This is a genomic window from Hydrobacter penzbergensis (assembly GCF_900106985.1).
GTDB classification, from domain to species: Bacteria; Bacteroidota; Bacteroidia; order Chitinophagales; family Chitinophagaceae; genus Sediminibacterium; species Sediminibacterium magnilacihabitans.
Genome location: NZ_FNNO01000019.1, coordinates 34,389 through 50,739 on the forward strand (window position 1 = coordinate 34,389; position 16,351 = coordinate 50,739).

Sequence of the window (16,351 nt, forward strand, 5' to 3'; positions counted from 1 at the left end):
CTGGCTAAGGCATTGTGCAAACAATACGTAGTGTTGTTTGCCTTATTTATTTGGCTGCCGTATGCACTTGCGGAGCGCTGGCTACTTCCACCATCGTCCGCACAGATTCACTGATGTATAGATCAGATTTGAGCGACTTCAACCAGTCCTGGTAGCGCAGCCCTTTAGCCGTATCGGCATTGTTGTAAAACTTTGCTTTATCATCCTGCAAAGCACTTACCACCATGTCAGCGCTTGGCTTCAACAGGGTATTGTTCTGCATAACCGTTGTACGTATCTGTTTTTGCAACTGGCGGTATTTTTCCAGGTTGAGGCTGGCCGGTTCATCGGTTACTTTGGAAAGCCAGATCAGGTTGCTGTTCAACAGTGTCAGCGACGCGTTTTGTTTGATACGGTCGTTCTCACGATTAATCACCGATGCATAAGGCAGATCTCCTTTCCATAACTGGTAAACGGCTTTGGGAATCTCATCCCAGGGCAACGCAGCAGGATTGTCTTTTTCTCTGATCTTCAGGTATTCGTAAGTATCGGGCAGGATCACATCGGGTGTTACTCCTTTCAGTTGAGTGGATCCTCCATTGACACGGTAAAATTTCTGGAAAGTGAGTTTCATAGCACCTAATTCCGTACGGCCGCTGTAAGGATCGATGCGATTACCGAAAGGAATAGGTTTTTGCACGGTTCCTTTACCATAAGTAGAGGAACTTCCAATGATGATGCCCCGCTTATAATCCTGTATAGCTGCTGCAAATATTTCGCTGGCCGAAGCGCTCAGCTCATTCACCATCACTGCCAGCGGGCCATCATAGATAGCGCCTTGTTCTCTGTCGCTCAATACAGATGAACGTCCGTCTCTTTCACGCACCTGTACTACCGGGCCCTGGTTTACAAACAGCCCCACCATCTGCACCACTTCATAGAGATAACCGCCGCCGTTGCTGCGCACATCTATGATGATGCCCTTTACATTCTCTGCTTTCAGTTTCTTTACTTCGCGTGCTACATCTTCAGAGCAACGCGGGCCATTTTCTTTTTCAAAATCGGCATAGAAATCGGGCAGATAGATATAACCTATTTTATCTTTTCCTTCTCCAATCACGGCACTGCGTACATAGGTTTCATCTAACACGATCTCATCCCTTATCATAGTTACCACTTTAACGGTACCGTCTGTTTTTTTCAGTGTCAGTCTTACTTCCGTCCCCTTGTTTCCGCGGATTAACTTCACAGCATCTGTAGTTTCATAACCGGTTACATCTACCGGCTCTGCACTACCCTGCGCCACTTTGATAATCACATCATTCACCGCTATTTCTCCCGACTTCCACGCAGCGCCACCGGTTTGGATACTCACGATCTTGATACCGTAATCGTCCTGTCCCAGTTGCGCGCCGATGCCATAAAAACGTCCGCTCATCTGCTCATCAAAAGAGCGCTTTTCAGTAGGCGGCATATAATCCGTATGCGGATCCATCAGTCCGGTAATAGCATTGATAAACGCTGAAAAACGCTGGTTCTCCGTAAACGTTGCCCGGAGCCTGTCGTAACGTTTATCCATGTACTTGAGAATCTTAGTCCGCGCTTCTTTTTCAAGCTCGGCATCTGATTTTACTACGAAATCTTTTTGTCCTTTGTTCTTTTCACGCAGGTCCAGCAAATCAACGTAGCGCTCCAGCGTATGAAACTTTAGCTGTTTGCGCAGTCTGTCTTTCCGCTCGGCTTCTGAAGCGGCATACTGCAACTTGTCTGCATCCAGCACCACTGTTTCATTGGTGTTGAAATCAAACGGTTTGGAAAGTATGTCTTTATAAAGGGATACCACCTGTTCGATGCGCTTATCATAAACAGCGCTTACCGCGGGTTCAAATTCTATGGGCGCTCCATGTATTTCATCATCGATGCGCAATTCATATTTTTTCAATGAATCGATATCGGCTTTCAGGAACATGGTTTTATCGGGATCCAAATCTTCCAGGTATTTCTGGAACACCTGTTTAGAGAATGCATCATTAATATCCTTCGGACTATAGTGTTGCTTTTCCAATAAATATCCAACCGTTGATAATAATTGCTGGCGTTGCGCGGCCGATACATCGGTTCCGCCCAGCCATTTATTTCTGAATGCAAAAAACAAACCTCCGAATAAGGCCACAGCCAGTATCAACAACCCTTTTCTACTCTTCATAAATCGTATAATTTTTGGCATTTGCTGCAAGATAGGTATCAAAAATAACTGAAAAAGACCGTACCGTATATCCGTACAGCCCAATTAACAAAGGTTTGCAAGGTGTCTGGACAAAAAAAAGCCCGCCACCTGGTATTGACTAAAGCGGTTTTACCTTACTTTTGCAAACCCAATAAACGGAGAGCGTAGCTCAGTTGGTTAGAGCGTCAGTTTGTGGCACTGAAGGCCGTGGGTTCGAGACCCATCGTTCTCCCGCTAAAACCTATAAGGATCATCCTTATAGGTTTTTAAATTTTAGTAAGATGAGTTACACTTTGATCCTGATCCCTTTTATTTCGGCTTTTATCGGATGGTTTACCGTATGGATGGGCGTTCGGCTGCTTTTCCGCTCCGGCAAACCGGCAGGCAAGCCCTTGTTTTCGTTCGATGAGATCAGGCAAAAAATCACCCACCCCGATACTGTGCAACAGATCATGCCCATGGTAGAGGCCCATATCGACCATTTTCTGCGCGAGAAACTGTCCGCCGAAATGCCCATGATCAGTATGTTCATCGGTGAAAAGACCATCCAGCAGTTGAAGGGAATCTTTATTGCCGAGATCCAGACCCTTTTCCCCGATATGCTATCGCAGTACCTGGATAAGCTCGAGCGTGAACTGGACTTCAAGAAAATACTGGCGGTACAGCTGCAAAAGCCGCTGCGCAAAGCCAGGATAATAGCAGGGCTATTTGGCTTCGCAGTAGGGTTGTTACAGGCAGGTTTACTGCTCTTGTGGCGCTGATCACCGGCATTCAGCCGTTTTATTCCAGCCTTCACCCGGGACTCACCCATTCAGGATTGCCTAATGACCGTTTATATAATGAAGCTGCCGGCAGGGGTAGCGGCTGCACAATTTTGCAGTGTATTTCACTATAAAAGATCATCATGAGAAAGGTTTTTGTTCTATTATTTGTATTGATTTCAGGGCTTTCGGCCGAGGCCCAGTTCCCGGGAGGCGGCGGTGCACGCCTGGGCGGAGGCATGGGAGGCGGCGCCAATATCGGCCACCTGTACGGAAAAGTAGTGGATAATACCACCAATAAAGGGATCGAATCTGTAACCATCCAGCTCCTGGGCAATAAGTTCGATACTTCCACCCACAAAATGAAAGAAGTGGCCCTCGGCACTATGATTACCAAACCCAACGGCAATTTCAGCTTCGAAAACCTGCCGGTGATGGGGAAATTCAAACTGAAAATTGGGGCCATCGGGTATAAATCATTAGAAAAACCAGTAAGCTTTGACATCAAAATGCCCTCCCCGGGCGGCGGTATGCAGTCCGGCGGAGGCATGCAACAGATGCTGGGTATGGTAGACAAAGACCTGGGCAATATCAAGCTTGTACAGGACGCCACCGACCTGGGAAATGTTACGGTAACGGCCACTGTAAAACAGCAGTTCGAGCTGGGTATCGACCGTAAAATATTCAACGTAGATAAGAACCTGGTGAGTTCCGGGCAAACCGCTACAGAGGTAATGAAAAGCATTCCTTCACTGAATGTGGACATTGACGGTAACGTAACCATGCGTAATGCCACTCCCACACTGTTCATCGATGGAAGACCCACTACCCTTACCCTGGACCAGATTCCGGCAGACATCATTGATAAAGTGGAGCTCATTACCAACCCTTCCGCTAAATTCGATGCATCGGGCGGTAATGCAGGTATCCTCAATATTGTGTTGAAGAAAAACAAGAAAACCGGTTATAATGGCGGCCTGCGGGCTGGCATCGATTCAAGGGGAAAGCTCAACGGCGGCGCCGACCTCAACCTGCGTCAGAACAAATTCAATATCTCGCTGAATGCCAACTATAACCAACGCAAATCGATCGGCACCGGAACTACCGACCGCAATAATTTCCTTACGGTGCCCAGTTCCGTACACAACGAGAATGACGGTACCAACCTGGGATCGTTCCGGTTTTTACGGGGCGGGATCGATTATTTTGCCGACAACCGCAATACCATTTCTGTTGGCGCCAATTATGTACATGGTTCTTTCGACAACGACAATTTCCAGAAAGTTGACTCTACCATCAAAGGCGCTTTCTCTTCTTACAGCAATATTGCCAGCAACAGCCAGTTCTCGTTTACCAATGTGGGTACGCAGTTGGGTTATAAACACAATTTTGCCAAGAACGGAGAAAACTTCACTACCGATTTCAACTACAACTCCAGTACTAATAACAACAACTCCCTCACGAGTACGCAGACTTTTAACCCCGATAATTCTGTAAAAGGCCGCCCTTTATTGCAGCAGACCTTGGGTGATGGTTACAATCGTTTCTATACGATACAATCCGATTACGAAAATCCCATTTCAGAAGATACCAAACTGGAAGTGGGCGCCCGCGCGGCCATCCGCGATTTTGGCAACTCCAGCAACCAGTACGTCTTCAATCCCAATACCAACCAGTACATGCTCATCCCTGCGATCAGTAACCACTACAAGTTCAATGACCAGGTGTATGCAGCGTATACTACGTATAGTTTCAAAATAAAAAAATGGAGCTATCAATTGGGGTTGCGCGCAGAAAGTTCCAACTATACCGGAACCCTGCTGAATGCAAGCGGCGCCGATTCATCGCAGTTTAAAGTGAAGTACCCGCTGAGCCTGTTCCCCAGCGCCTTCATCACCTACAAATACGACGACAAGCAGGATTTCCAGCTCAACTATTCACGCAGGGTAAACCGTCCTAACTTCTTCCAGTTGATGCCTTTCCCGGATTATTCTGATCCGCAGAACATCAGCATTGGCAACGCGGGACTGAAACCGGAGTTCACCCATTCTTTTGAGTTGTCTTATAATGATGCTTATAAACGTGGCGCGAATTTCCTCGCTACCGTATTCTTCAAATACTCTACCGACCTCATCACCCGGTATGTGTACAGGGATAAGAACGCGTTGAGTCCGGCTGGTGACAGCGCCTATTTCAGCACATTCATCAATGCCAACAATAGTTATTCTTATGGATTGGAACTGACCAACAAGATGCCGGTGACCAAATGGTGGGATCTTACACTGGCGTTCAACCTGTACGATTCCAAGATCAATGCATCTGTTCCGGGTCAAACGCTCGACAATTCGCTCGTGAGCTGGTTTGCCAAAATGAACAGCAATTTCAAATTGTCTAAAACCATTTCGATCCAGTGGAGCGGTGAATACCAGGCCAAGACCGTATTGCCTCCCAGCTCGGGTGGCGGCGGCGGACGAGGCGGCGGTGGACCGATGTTCGGTGGACCGCAGGGTACCGCACAAGGTTATTACCTGCCCCGTTATGGTTTTGACCTGGCCATCCGGAAGGACTGGAACTGGAAGAACGGACAAAGCGGTTCACTTACACTTAGTATGAACGATATATTCCGCACACAGGTATTCAAGTCTTATTCTGTGAGTACACTGTTTGACCAGACTGCTGAAAGGAGAAGAGACCCGCAGGTATTGCGCCTGAACTTCAGTTACCGTTTCGGTAAATTCGATGCTACCTTGTTCAAACGTAAAAACACCAAGGCAGACCAGGGCGGTGGAATGGATATGATGCAGCAATAATCATCAGCCGTTCCTTCCTGTTAACATAGGAACAAAAGAAAATTGGTCGAAGGCTTCTTCTATGAGGGAGCCTTCTGCCGTTTTAGTGATGCGCAGCATGCGTTGCGAATTGCCTTCATCTACCGGCAATACCATGATGCCGCCGGGTTTCAGTTGTTCTACCAGTTTTGGGGGTACGAAGGGTGCAGCAGCTGTGATGATGATCTTATCGAAAGGACCAAAAGTGGGCAGTCCCTCGAAACCATCGCCATAGAAAAATTTCAGGTTGAGGTATTTGTTGCGGAAATAATATTTCTTGTGCAGTTCGTATAATTTTTTCTGCCGTTCAATCGTAAACACCCAGGCACCCAGTTCTGCCAGGATGGTGGCCTGGTACACACTGCCGGTTCCTATTTCCAATACTTTATCGGATTTCTTTACATTCAGGAGTTGCGTTTGGTAAGCAACCGTATAAGGTTGTGAAATGGTTTGTCCTTCTCCTATCGGAAATGCACGGTCTTCATAAGCTATCTTATCGAAGGCGGAATCGAGAAAAAAATGCCGCGGGATGGCGTTGATGGCATCCAGTACTCTCTCATCACTGATGCCTTTTTCTTTCAACAGGTTAACCAACTGGCGCCGCAGTCCCTTGTGCTGATATGTATCTTCGTAACTTCTCATAAACGGCACGAATATACTGTTAACCAGCCAAGCGCCTGGTGCATATAGGTCGTTGTGAAAAGAAAAATCTCACTGTAAAATTACGCACAGTTATTTCAATTTCAGCCCGGCAATGATGCTTTTGATCTTTGCTTCCAATGCTGCAAACTGGCGGTCGAAATCTTCTTTTTTCTCCAGTTGGGTGCACACGCTGAAATAGAACTTGATCTTGGGTTCTGTACCCGATGGCCTGGCCGATATTTTGCTGCCGTCTTCCAGTATGAACTGTAACACGTTGCTTTTAGGAAGCTTAATGGCCCAGCTTTCACCGGTTAATAAGTCCTTACCCGTTTGCAATTCGTAATCAAGTAATTGCTGCACTTTCACACCGTTGATCTCTTTCGGTGGGTTGTTACGATATCCCTCCATCATATCAGCAATTTCCTTCTGTCCGTTCATGCCTTTCTTGGTAATGCTGATGAGGCTCTCATAGTAGAATCCGTATTGGATGTACAGTTCTATCAACTTATCGAACAAGGTTCTGCCCTGGTTCTTTTCATAGGCCGCCATTTCACACAACAACGCCACGGCGCTTACGGCATCTTTATCTCTTAGCTGGTCTCCGATCATCAGGCCAAAGCTTTCTTCTCCGCCAATCACATAATTTTCTTTGCCTTCTTTTTCCTTGATGAGTTCGGCGATCCATTTGAAACCGGTAAGCACATTGTAACAGGCTACTCCGTTTTGTTTTGCCAGCTCGTTGATCATGGCAGTAGTAACGATGGTGGTGATGACCATATCGTTGGGTTGTGCAATGCCTTTCGATTTGCGGGCTTCGATAAGATAGGCAAAAGCCAGTATAGCCGTTTGATTACCGTTCATGAGCACCCATTCTCCTTTGTGGTTCTTTACGCCAACGCCTACCCTGTCTGCATCCGGATCGGTACCCAATAAGATATCGGCATCCATGGCTTTGGCTTTTTTCAATCCAATGCTCATGGTTTCGCTCTCTTCCGGGTTGGGATAAGCCACCGTGGGAAAATCGCCATTGGGTGTGGCTTGTTCTTCCACCACGGTTACATTGGTAAATCCAAAGCGACTTAATACTTCCGGCACCAGCGTGATACCGGTTCCGTGAATAGGCGTATATACAATTTTAAGATCGTGTTGTTCGGCAATCACATCGGGGTAAACGCTCAGGCTTTTTACCATGTCCATATAAGCGTTGTCCATTTCTTTACCCATCAATGAAATATTGGCTTCGCCGCCATTCCATTTCACTTCATTCACACTGGTGATGGCTTCCACTTCTTTGATCACATTTTTATCGTGCGGAGGTACCAGTTGTCCGCCGTCGTTCCAATAGGCTTTGTATCCGTTGTATTCTTTGGGATTGTGTGAAGCGGTACATACCACACCGCCCTGGCAATGCAGTTTGCGTATGGCGAAGCTGAGTTCGGGTGTGGGCCGCAGTGCTTCGAAGAGAAACACTTTGATGCCGTTCGCAGCAAATACATTGGCGGTGGTTTCTGCAAAAAAGCGGCTGTTGTTGCGGCTGTCGTGGCCAATGGCCACGCGTATTTCAGCCGATCCGTAAGTCTTTTTGAGGTAATTGGCAAAGCCTTGTGTAGCCATACCCACCGTGTATTTGTTCATCCGGTTGGTGCCTACTCCCATGATACCACGGAGACCGCCGGTACCAAATTCAAGGCTCCTGTAAAATGAATCGGCCAGGTCATCGGGGTTGGTGGTTTGCAATGATTGGATAGCCTCTTTTGTAGCCTGGTCATAATTACCTTCGAGCCAGCTGGCCACTCTTTGCTGTATAGCTGTATCCATGGGTTTAGACTTTTAAATGTTGACTTTGACGTTTGTTTTCGTGCTTATACGCAAGTTACTGGATTCATTTTTAATATTTACATAATCTCATTTGTTCGCGGTTGTTCCTGCACTTCTATATTTTAGTCGCATGAATAACCGCCACCTGGCGCCCGTTACTTATGTTATTGCGCTGATCGCTTTTTGTGTTGCGGCCTATGCAAAACTGTCCGGGTCATTGATGCACCCGCTGATCCCCTCCATCTCCTGTTTTGTATCACAGGCAGTCTTCAGCTCTATCGCCATTTACGAAGTGGGTCCGTCTGTCCAACTTAATACCACAGAAAAAAGGAACTGGCGTTTGTATCTTTTCTTTCTGCCATTGGTGTTTGGCTTTTTTTACCTTGGGTGGGTCCGGAAAAAAGCCTTTGCATCTCCTGCTGAAGCCATCTGAGGCTTATCGTGAAAAAGGCAAACGATCTGTTGGATTTCTAAAAACAAATTAGTAATTTAGAGATATATGAAGTGGAAAATAGTTCCACTGCTGTATGCAGCAGTGGTATTTTGTGCAATACTGGCTTCGTCTTGCGTAATGACGCGTTACCGTCATTATACTGTGGGGTTGCTTGCAGTCAATGTGGTTATTCAATTCGTATTTGCCTTCGTGGCCATTGCTGAAATGAAAGGCGCTCCCAACTTCACCATCGATCAAAAAAGATGGTGGCGGGGTTATCTTTTATCTTCTCCGCTCATTTTTGGATTTGCTTACCTGAAATTCCTGCGTAGCCGTTTTCCTTCTGCTTAACACTTATTATCAAACAATATAAGCGCCTTCTACTTCTCCGCCTGCAACTTCTACTTGTATATGATCTTGTAAAGTAGTAGCAATAGATAATCCTACATAATCTGGTTTTACGGGGAATAGTTTGTGCATCCTTTCTACAAGCACCATGGTTTGTATACTCTTTGGGTGGAAGGCCAACAAGGGTTTCAGGGCATACAACAGTGTTTTGCCGCTGTTGGTTACATCGTCTACCAGCACCACATGCAGCCCGTTGAAGTCTATCGCTTCACTCAACGTTACTTCCTGGGGAAGGGTTTTATCCAGGCTGGCGGCAATGATCCTGATCTCTCCGGAAATATATTGTTTCAAAAAGCTGCCGATTTTTTCTGCTACCGCCATACCACTGTTGCGGATACCGATCAACACTACCGGTGTTTCATCGCCGTTGAGGTTTTCGGCCAATTCCAATGCCATGCGGTGTAATTTCTGTATGGCGGCTTCTTTATTCAGGATATTTTTCTTTCCAGGCATAAAATTATTTCTCTTCAAATATACGTCATCCTGAGCGAGCGAAGCGAGTCGAAGGACCTGCTGAAGATGCGGGCAGATCCCTCGACTGCGCTCGGGATGACGTGCATTGACTCGCTTCGCTCGCTCGGGATGACGGTTAGAAATATTCACGCTATCTTAGCGCCTCAACCTTGCGTATGATCCAACAGGTACTTTTTGCCGCGCTCTCCCTTACAGCCATCTGGCTATTTGCCCGGAAGGCCGGTGAGATCAGACGGAATATTTTTCTGGGTAAGGAGGAAGATTTCAGCGGCAACCGCCCCCAGCGCTGGCGTAATCTGTTGTTGCTGGCTTTCGGTCAGAAAAAAATGTTCCGTAACCCGCTGGTAGCTGTCATGCACTTTGTAATTTATGCCGGCTTCATCATCATTAACCTCGAAGTACTCGAGATCGTGCTCGATGGTTTACTGGGAACGCACCGTTTGTTCCTGGCGCCCCTGGGTTCGCTGTATAACTGGTTGATCAACGCTTTTGAATTTCTGGCGGTTGGTGTGATCACCGTTTGTGTGATCTTTCTTTGCAGAAGGAATATCATCAAACTGCGCCGTTTCATCAGCAAGGACTTAAACGGCTGGCCCCGAAGCGATGCCAACTATATCCTCATCACCGAGATCTGTTTGATGTTCCTGTTCCTCTTTCTCAACGCATCGGACCAGGCATTGCAATTGCGCGGTAACCCGCATTACCATCCTGCCGGACCTTTTTATTTTTCTAACTTTCTCGTTCCGCTTTTTCAAAACACCAGTGAAAGCACATTGATAGGTATTGAACGCAGCTGCTGGTGGTTACATATCGCCGGCATTTTTGCCTTCCTCAATTACCTTCCTTATTCCAAGCACCTGCATATTATACTGGCTTTCCCCAATGCTTATTATGCAAGATTGGACCCAGAGGGTAAGATGAAGAACATGCCCGCTGTACAAAAAGAAGTACTCTATGCCATGCAGCCTGAGTTGGCTCCTGCCGATGCAGCGCCTCCTGCGCATTTCGGCGCCAAAGATGTTTTCGATCTCAGTTGGCGTAACCTGATGGATGCTTACAGTTGCACCGAATGCGGACGGTGCACTGCCGCATGCCCTGCCAACACAACGGGTAAATTATTAAGTCCGCGCAAGATCATGATGGCTACGCGCGACCGCCTCGAAGAAGTGGGCAGGAATATCAACCAGCATAAAAGTTTTGTAGCCGATAACAAATCGCTCCTGCACGATTATATCAGTGTGGAAGAACTGCGTGCCTGCACTACCTGTAACGCTTGTGTGGAAGAATGTCCTGTGAGCATTTCTCCGCTGGAGATCATTGCCGAGTTGCGCCGTTCACTGGTGATGGAAGAAAGCAATGCACCGCAGGAATGGAACAGCATGTTCAGCAATACCGAAAATAATTTCGCTCCCTGGAAATTCGCGCCCGATGAACGCGACCACTGGACGCAGGAGATGGCATCATAAACGATAACACGCATAACTGAAGTATATGAAGGTGAATACCATGGCCGACATGATGATGAATGGAGAAACCCCTGAGATCCTTTTCTGGGTTGGTTGCGCAGGCAGCTTTGACCAGCGCGCGCAAAAGATCACCAAAGCCTTTGCCACCATCCTTAATAAAACAGGTATCAAATATGCCATCCTGGGTAAAGAAGAAGCCTGTACAGGCGATCCTGCACGCAGGGCCGGCAATGAATTCCTTTTCCAGATGATGGCCTACCAAAACATACAGGTACTCAACGGGTATGGCATCAAAAAAATTGTAACTACCTGTCCGCATTGCTTCAATACACTGAAAAATGAATATCCCGAGCTGGGTGGACATTACGAAGTCATACATCACACCACCCTGCTGCAGCAACTGATCGATGAAGGGCGCATCCGCCTGAAAGAAGGCGGGTCTTTCAAAGGGAAAAAAATAGCTTATCACGACAGCTGCTATCTCGGCCGCGCCAATGATATCTACGAAGCGCCCCGCAAAGTGCTGGAAGCGCTGGATGCCGAATTGGTTGAAATGAAACGCTGCCGTTCCAAGGGTCTTTGCTGCGGCGCCGGTGGCGCGCAGATGTTCAAGGAAGACGAGCCCGGTAACAAACGCATCAATATTGAAAGAACCGAAGACGCCCTGGCTACCGGCGCATCCGTGATCGCGTCGGCCTGCCCCTTTTGCAATACCATGATGACCGACGGTGTCAAGAACAAAGAAAAAGAACAGGAAGTGGCAGTGCTCGATATTGCCGAACTGATCGCTGCCGACCTCGCCTAAGCCCATTTGCCAGGGAATTGGTATTTTTGCAGTATGGATTTCGAATACAGTCAATATGTGCCGGAAGATTTTCATGCTTCCTCGAAGGTCTGGATTTACCAGAGCAACCGTCTGTTTACCATCGGTGAAGCATTACAGATAGAAGACCTGTTGAAGCAGTTCCTTGCCGAATGGAAAACACATGGCGAGCCGGTGAAAGGTTATGCCAACCTGCTATTCGGACAGTTCATCGTTTTCATGGCCGATATCACCACCGGTGGCGGCGTGAGCGGTTGCAGTACAGACAGCTCTGTGAGGGTAGTGAAAGAAGTGGAGAAGCTATTCGGTGTGGATATGTTCAACCGGCAGAACCTGGCTTTCGTTGTAAAAGAAAAAGTACAGGTATTACCCATGGCGCAATTGAATTACGCCATTGAAAACCGTTTCATAGAAGCCCACACGACTTATTTCAACAACCTGGTGTCTACCAAAGAAGAATGGCTGCATCAATGGCTCAAGCCGGTGAAAGAAAGCTGGCTTTCAACAAAAATACCCGCGTTGCAAACGGCTTGATCTAGGATTTGTGCTGTACTTTTTCCAGCGCTTCTTTTTGTTGTTCTTCGCTCAGTTTCCTTTTGATAATTGTTTTATTCAATTGATAACTCACCGTAATACGGAAGTTGCGTGTATTGCTCCTGCTCTGGCTTTGTATGATGAAGTTGGGTGCATAGGTATACCCGTTGTATTGCAACAAACCAAGCGGATCAATCGCCGCCACGCCAACGATCAGCTTCCTGTTGAAGAACTTGCGTTGCACACCAAAGCTCATACTCATATTGGTTCGCGATCTACCCTGTGGTGAAGCAAAACTACTGTAACGGGTACTGCCTTCGATCATTGTTAGCTTGTCGGGCGTATAACTGAAATTCAACCCCGAATAAAAAGATCCGCCATCATTGTAACGATACAGTTGTTTCATCCTCGCATCGTACTGGTTGTAATTGTATCCCGAACTGATGTTCACACGCAGCGACTGGCTCAGCGTGATACCCGTCCAGATACTGGCAATGTATTCATTCTGATCGGAGATATTCTGGTAGCTGATCTGTGTTTTACCACTATCAACAAGGGTACGGATGCTGTTGAATACATTCTTGATCCTGTTATATCCTAATGAGGCATTGATATTGAATTTGCGCTGGTTGTAACCGATGTTCAGATCGAAATTATCAATGAGCGAAGGTTGCAGATACGGATTACCAAAGCGTATATTGTAGGGATCGCTGTAGTCGATGCTGGGGTTCAGTTCCACCATACCCGGACGGCGGATGGTTTCCCTGAATACCAATGCCATGTTGAGTTCCCTGGTGATATCTTTCCGTAGCGTAGCGTTGGGTAACAATCTCCAATAACCATTATTGGCATCGGGTGCATTGCCTTTGATGAAATGGAAAGTGGTACCGGAATGTTCAGCCTGCACTCCTGTGATCAGGCGCCAGCGCATGGGCAACGATACAACCAATCCCGCGCGAAGGGTAAAGATGTCCTGGTCGAAATAAAAATTATTACTCAGCAAATCGTTGCGGATGTACTGGTTATCGCTCTTGCGCAGAAAATCCGTATTGAGCACATTGTGAAAACTGTTCGATGAATAGGCCGCCCCACTGGTTAAAAAAGTAGTGCCGGTATCATTGAGGGGCTTGTTGTAATTGAGCCTGGCATACCAGGAAGTAGTATAGGTATCAAAAAACTGCGATTGGGTAGAATCGATACCGGTGGGCAGGAAATCGGGCTGCAGGAACTGCTGGTAGAAATCGCGGTTGTTCTCATTCTTACCCAGGTTATATCCTGTATACAATTGCAGCTTCTCTACCGGGTTCTTGCCCTTCCACTGGTAAGAACCATATATACCGTGGCTATAACCGCTTCCGTCGTAATGATTAGACCTTGAGCTGGCTTTGTACACGTGCAGCAGGCTGTCGAGGTTGGTATAAAAAGTAGTGTTACTGTTATCTGAATAGTTCATGTAGCCCTGGTACACAAAACTCAGGCTGTTCTGTTTATCGGGGTCGTAATCTGTCTGGAGCCGCATGTTGGGCATGGTGCTCCTGTTCACGTAAGATGATTGAGAATAAAAATAATTGACCGAGTCTTTATAAATATTCTGGCGATGGCTGTACGAATTGCCCCTTGCTTCCAACCAGCCAACACCGGCATTGGCATTGACATTGAGCTGCGCGCTCCGGTAACTGAAATTCGAAGAAACACTGCTCTCTCCCCTGCTCCCCGCGCTGGCGCTGAGCCTGCCATAAATACCTACCCTGCCCTTTTTGGTAACGATGTTGATCACGCCACCCGGATAAGTAGCATATTCCGGCGGCGGGTTGACCATGATCTCCACTTTCTCGATCACATTGGCAGGAAGACTTTCCAGCAATTCGGCAAGTTGTTGCGCGTTGAGGTTCGTAGGTTTCTCATCCATCAATATCAAGGGCTCCTTGCCCCGCAACAGGATGGTACCATCGGAATTCACATTGATCAATGGCATGTTCTTCAGCAATTCAGAAGCATTAGATCCATTGCCAAGCGGACTTTCCGACACATTGTACGATATCTTGCCATCCCTGTTTTCAATGAGCGGCTTCTCTGCATACACGATCACTTCATTGAGTAATGAAGAAAGTTCGTGCATCATCATTTCGCCGAGGTTGATATCGGTGCGGTCTGCACGTAATACAATGCTATCTATTTGCAGTTTAGAAAAGCCGATAGATTGAACAGTGAGCCGATAATATCCCAATCCTAGTTTTGAAAAAGAAAAATTACCGTCTTTATCGGCGGCCATGGCATATTGTTTTGCCGAATCGCCCATTCTCCTGAGCTGAACACTGGCCCGTGAAATAGACTTACCCGTTTTAGCTTCCAATACGATACCGCTGACAGTACCCTGCGCTGAAACATCCCTTATCGTTGTCCCAATAAAAAGAAAAAATATTAAAAATCTATACATGTATTCAATTCCAACAAACAAAATAAACTATACGTGGCTATTTATTCAAATAAAATGTCTGATCGGTTAATTTTGTTTATGAAAAATGTAAAAATGTATACTATTTACGGAATTCCGAATTGCGATACGGTAAAGAAAACCTTGAACTGGCTGGAGTCACACCAGGTCAAATATGATTTTCACGACTATAAAAAGCTGGGTATCGATAAAGAAAAATTACAGACCTGGTGCAAACAGGTTGGATGGGAAACGATCCTGAATAAAAAAAGCGCTACCTGGCGCGAGTTGGGCGCCGATGTGCAGGTCACCATCCAAACTGAGGCAAAAGCGATTCAGGTAATGATGGCAAATACCAGCATCATCAAGCGTCCGGTGATAGAAAAAAACGGGAAACTGCTTGTAGTAGGGTTCAACGAAAAACAGTACGGGGAATTATTTTAATACCTTTCTCAATGTTTCCTGCAAGGCCTCTTCGCGAAGGTCGCGGGCGATGATCTTACCATCCGGATCGATCAGCATATTGGCCGGAATGCCTTGTATATTGTACATCCTGGCCACTTCGTTGTTCCAGTATTGGAGGTCACTCACATGCGTCCAGGTGAGGCCATCGGCTCTGATGGCCTGTATCCAGGATTCCTTGTTCTGGTCGAGCGATACACCCAGTACGGTAAAGTTTTTGTCTTTGAACTCATGGAAGGCTTTCACCACATTGGGGTTCTCATTGCGGCAGGGCCTGCACCAGCTTGCCCAAAAATCTACCAACACATACTTGCCTTTGAAAGAAGTGAGTGAAACAGGTTTATTGGCCGTGTCTTTTTGGGTGAAGACGAGCGCTTTGGAACCTACCGCCCCTACCCTGGATAATTCAATATTTTTTTCAATCTGTTGTGCATAAGCAGTGGTTCTGGCACCCGCTTTCAACTGACCATAATTCGCTTCGATCTCGCTTATGCCGCTCATCAACGGGGCAGTGACCAACAACACAAAACCACTTACTGGGGAAGCCGGTTTGTCCTGTATAAAACGTGCCGTTGCCGCCACCACTTCATTTTTATACCGGTTGAAGAGTCCCATCAAAGAGTCGCGCCTCGACGGGTCTTTTTCTGCATCGATCTTCATGGCCGCACCATTCAAATGGTCTTTCAACGGATTGAATCGCTGTTTGAATTCTGCGTAGTCATCCTGCACCCATGATCCTTTCACGGTGGCATTATTGATATCACTCGCTTTACCCGAAACAGTTACTTTATCATTCGGGTTCATGAACAGGTCGATGTTATCGCTTTTCCCGGGGAAAGTGATCTGGCAAATACCCGGGGCCGTTAATTTCCCCTTCAGGGTAAACAGACCTTGTTTGGCTGCAACCGATGCAATTTTTTTACCATCGGTGCCATTCATCAGCGCCACTTCACTGCCTTCTTTCAATCCTTCGAGTTTTCCACTGATTTGAAAGCCTTCCGGTTTATTGGCTTGTGCGAGTCCCACCAGGGGGCACAAAATTGCTATCCAGATCTTCTTCAT

Annotated in this window: 14 protein-coding genes and 1 tRNA gene; 9 read left to right on the plus strand and 6 right to left on the minus strand. The window is 46.8% G+C overall.

What is annotated here, in order from left to right; genetic code table 11:
- Positions 1–46: 46 nt before the first annotated feature.
- Positions 47–2,185 (minus strand): carboxy terminal-processing peptidase, encoded by a 2,139-nt coding sequence (locus BLU98_RS15700; protein WP_092726591.1) that lies wholly within the window; start codon positions 2,183–2,185, stop codon positions 47–49.
- A 179-nt stretch (positions 2,186–2,364) separates the two neighbouring features.
- On the opposite strand from BLU98_RS15700, the gene BLU98_RS15705 reads away from it, so the two are divergent.
- The 3 genes from BLU98_RS15705 (at position 2,365) to BLU98_RS15715 (ending at position 5,777) form a co-directional block, all read left to right on the plus strand.
- A tRNA-His gene (locus BLU98_RS15705) sits at positions 2,365–2,438 on the plus strand.
- A 49-nt stretch (positions 2,439–2,487) separates the two neighbouring features.
- Positions 2,488–2,967 (plus strand): DUF445 domain-containing protein, encoded by a 480-nt coding sequence (locus BLU98_RS15710; RefSeq protein ID WP_092726593.1) that lies wholly within the window; start codon positions 2,488–2,490, stop codon positions 2,965–2,967.
- Between the two features lie 143 nt (positions 2,968–3,110).
- Entirely contained in the window at positions 3,111–5,777 is a 2,667-nt protein-coding gene (locus BLU98_RS15715) for a TonB-dependent receptor (protein WP_257575051.1), read from the plus strand.
- A gap of 3 nt (positions 5,778–5,780) precedes the next feature.
- On the opposite strand, the gene BLU98_RS15720 is transcribed toward BLU98_RS15715, so the two are convergent.
- Complete coding sequence (locus BLU98_RS15720) at positions 5,781–6,437, minus strand: protein-L-isoaspartate(D-aspartate) O-methyltransferase (protein WP_092726595.1); 657 nt, start codon at positions 6,435–6,437, stop codon at positions 5,781–5,783.
- Positions 6,438–6,527: 90 nt separating this feature from the next.
- Positions 6,528–8,255 carry a phospho-sugar mutase gene (locus BLU98_RS15725; RefSeq protein ID WP_092726597.1) on the minus strand — a complete coding sequence of 576 codons (1,728 nt, stop codon included), beginning with the start codon at positions 8,253–8,255 and terminating at the stop codon, positions 6,528–6,530.
- A gap of 130 nt (positions 8,256–8,385) precedes the next feature.
- Here BLU98_RS15725 and BLU98_RS15730 point away from each other — a divergent pair, with 130 nt between their 5' ends.
- Positions 8,386–8,688 (plus strand): hypothetical protein, encoded by a 303-nt coding sequence (locus tag BLU98_RS15730; RefSeq protein ID WP_092726601.1) that lies wholly within the window; start codon positions 8,386–8,388, stop codon positions 8,686–8,688.
- A 66-nt stretch (positions 8,689–8,754) separates the two neighbouring features.
- Positions 8,755–9,039: a hypothetical protein gene (locus tag BLU98_RS15735; RefSeq protein WP_092726603.1), complete on the plus strand. Its 285-nt coding sequence runs from the start codon at positions 8,755–8,757 to the stop codon at positions 9,037–9,039.
- 9 nt (positions 9,040–9,048) lie between these two features.
- Here BLU98_RS15735 and BLU98_RS15740 read toward each other — a convergent pair whose 3' ends face one another.
- Positions 9,049–9,549 carry a phosphoribosyltransferase family protein gene (locus BLU98_RS15740; RefSeq protein WP_092726606.1) on the minus strand — a complete coding sequence of 167 codons (501 nt, stop codon included), beginning with the start codon at positions 9,547–9,549 and terminating at the stop codon, positions 9,049–9,051.
- A 176-nt stretch (positions 9,550–9,725) separates the two neighbouring features.
- Here BLU98_RS15740 and BLU98_RS15745 point away from each other — a divergent pair, with 176 nt between their 5' ends.
- From BLU98_RS15745 to BLU98_RS15755, 3 genes are read left to right on the plus strand one after another with little or no spacing between them, the layout of a single operon-like run.
- Positions 9,726–11,036 (plus strand): 4Fe-4S dicluster domain-containing protein, encoded by a 1,311-nt coding sequence (locus tag BLU98_RS15745; protein ID WP_092726608.1) that lies wholly within the window; start codon positions 9,726–9,728, stop codon positions 11,034–11,036.
- Positions 11,037–11,061: 25 nt separating this feature from the next.
- On the plus strand, positions 11,062–11,841 hold the full coding sequence (locus BLU98_RS15750; protein ID WP_092726610.1) for a (Fe-S)-binding protein: 780 nt from the start codon (positions 11,062–11,064) through the stop codon (positions 11,839–11,841).
- Positions 11,842–11,874: 33 nt separating this feature from the next.
- Positions 11,875–12,393 carry a hypothetical protein gene (locus BLU98_RS15755; RefSeq protein ID WP_092726612.1) on the plus strand — a complete coding sequence of 173 codons (519 nt, stop codon included), beginning with the start codon at positions 11,875–11,877 and terminating at the stop codon, positions 12,391–12,393.
- 1 nt (position 12,394) lies between these two features.
- Here BLU98_RS15755 and BLU98_RS15760 read toward each other — a convergent pair whose 3' ends face one another.
- Positions 12,395–14,830, minus strand: coding sequence for a TonB dependent receptor (locus BLU98_RS15760; protein ID WP_092726613.1), 2,436 nt, complete (start codon positions 14,828–14,830; stop codon positions 12,395–12,397).
- 78 nt (positions 14,831–14,908) lie between these two features.
- Between BLU98_RS15760 and BLU98_RS15765 the strand changes: the two genes are divergently transcribed.
- On the plus strand, positions 14,909–15,271 hold the full coding sequence (locus BLU98_RS15765; RefSeq protein WP_257575052.1) for an ArsC family reductase: 363 nt from the start codon (positions 14,909–14,911) through the stop codon (positions 15,269–15,271).
- Here the strand turns inward: BLU98_RS15765 and BLU98_RS15770 are convergent.
- A complete protein-coding gene (locus BLU98_RS15770) occupies positions 15,263–16,351 on the minus strand; it encodes a TlpA disulfide reductase family protein (protein ID WP_105470886.1) in 1,089 nt (362 codons plus the stop codon). The genes BLU98_RS15765 and BLU98_RS15770 overlap by 9 nt on opposite strands.

Excerpts from the sequence above, each read along its gene's own strand:
- BLU98_RS15740 (WP_092726606.1), bottom strand. The coding sequence starts at position 9,549 with ATGCCTGGAAAGAAAAATATCCTGAATAAAGAAGCCGCCATACAGAAA.
- BLU98_RS15715 (WP_257575051.1), top strand. The coding sequence starts at position 3,111 with ATGAGAAAGGTTTTTGTTCTATTATTTGTATTGATTTCAGGGCTTTCG.
- BLU98_RS15760 (WP_092726613.1), bottom strand. The coding sequence starts at position 14,830 with ATGTATAGATTTTTAATATTTTTTCTTTTTATTGGGACAACGATAAGG.
- BLU98_RS15750 (WP_092726610.1), top strand. The coding sequence starts at position 11,062 with ATGAAGGTGAATACCATGGCCGACATGATGATGAATGGAGAAACCCCT.
- BLU98_RS15770 (WP_105470886.1), bottom strand. The coding sequence starts at position 16,351 with ATGAAGAAGATCTGGATAGCAATTTTGTGCCCCCTGGTGGGACTCGCA.
- BLU98_RS15700 (WP_092726591.1), bottom strand. The coding sequence starts at position 2,185 with ATGAAGAGTAGAAAAGGGTTGTTGATACTGGCTGTGGCCTTATTCGGA.
- BLU98_RS15730 (WP_092726601.1), top strand. The coding sequence starts at position 8,386 with ATGAATAACCGCCACCTGGCGCCCGTTACTTATGTTATTGCGCTGATC.
- BLU98_RS15735 (WP_092726603.1), top strand. The coding sequence starts at position 8,755 with ATGAAGTGGAAAATAGTTCCACTGCTGTATGCAGCAGTGGTATTTTGT.
- BLU98_RS15745 (WP_092726608.1), top strand. The coding sequence starts at position 9,726 with ATGATCCAACAGGTACTTTTTGCCGCGCTCTCCCTTACAGCCATCTGG.
- BLU98_RS15710 (WP_092726593.1), top strand. The coding sequence starts at position 2,488 with ATGAGTTACACTTTGATCCTGATCCCTTTTATTTCGGCTTTTATCGGA.
- BLU98_RS15755 (WP_092726612.1), top strand. The coding sequence starts at position 11,875 with ATGGATTTCGAATACAGTCAATATGTGCCGGAAGATTTTCATGCTTCC.
- BLU98_RS15725 (WP_092726597.1), bottom strand. The coding sequence starts at position 8,255 with ATGGATACAGCTATACAGCAAAGAGTGGCCAGCTGGCTCGAAGGTAAT.
- BLU98_RS15720 (WP_092726595.1), bottom strand. The coding sequence starts at position 6,437 with ATGAGAAGTTACGAAGATACATATCAGCACAAGGGACTGCGGCGCCAG.
- BLU98_RS15765 (WP_257575052.1), top strand. The coding sequence starts at position 14,909 with ATGAAAAATGTAAAAATGTATACTATTTACGGAATTCCGAATTGCGAT.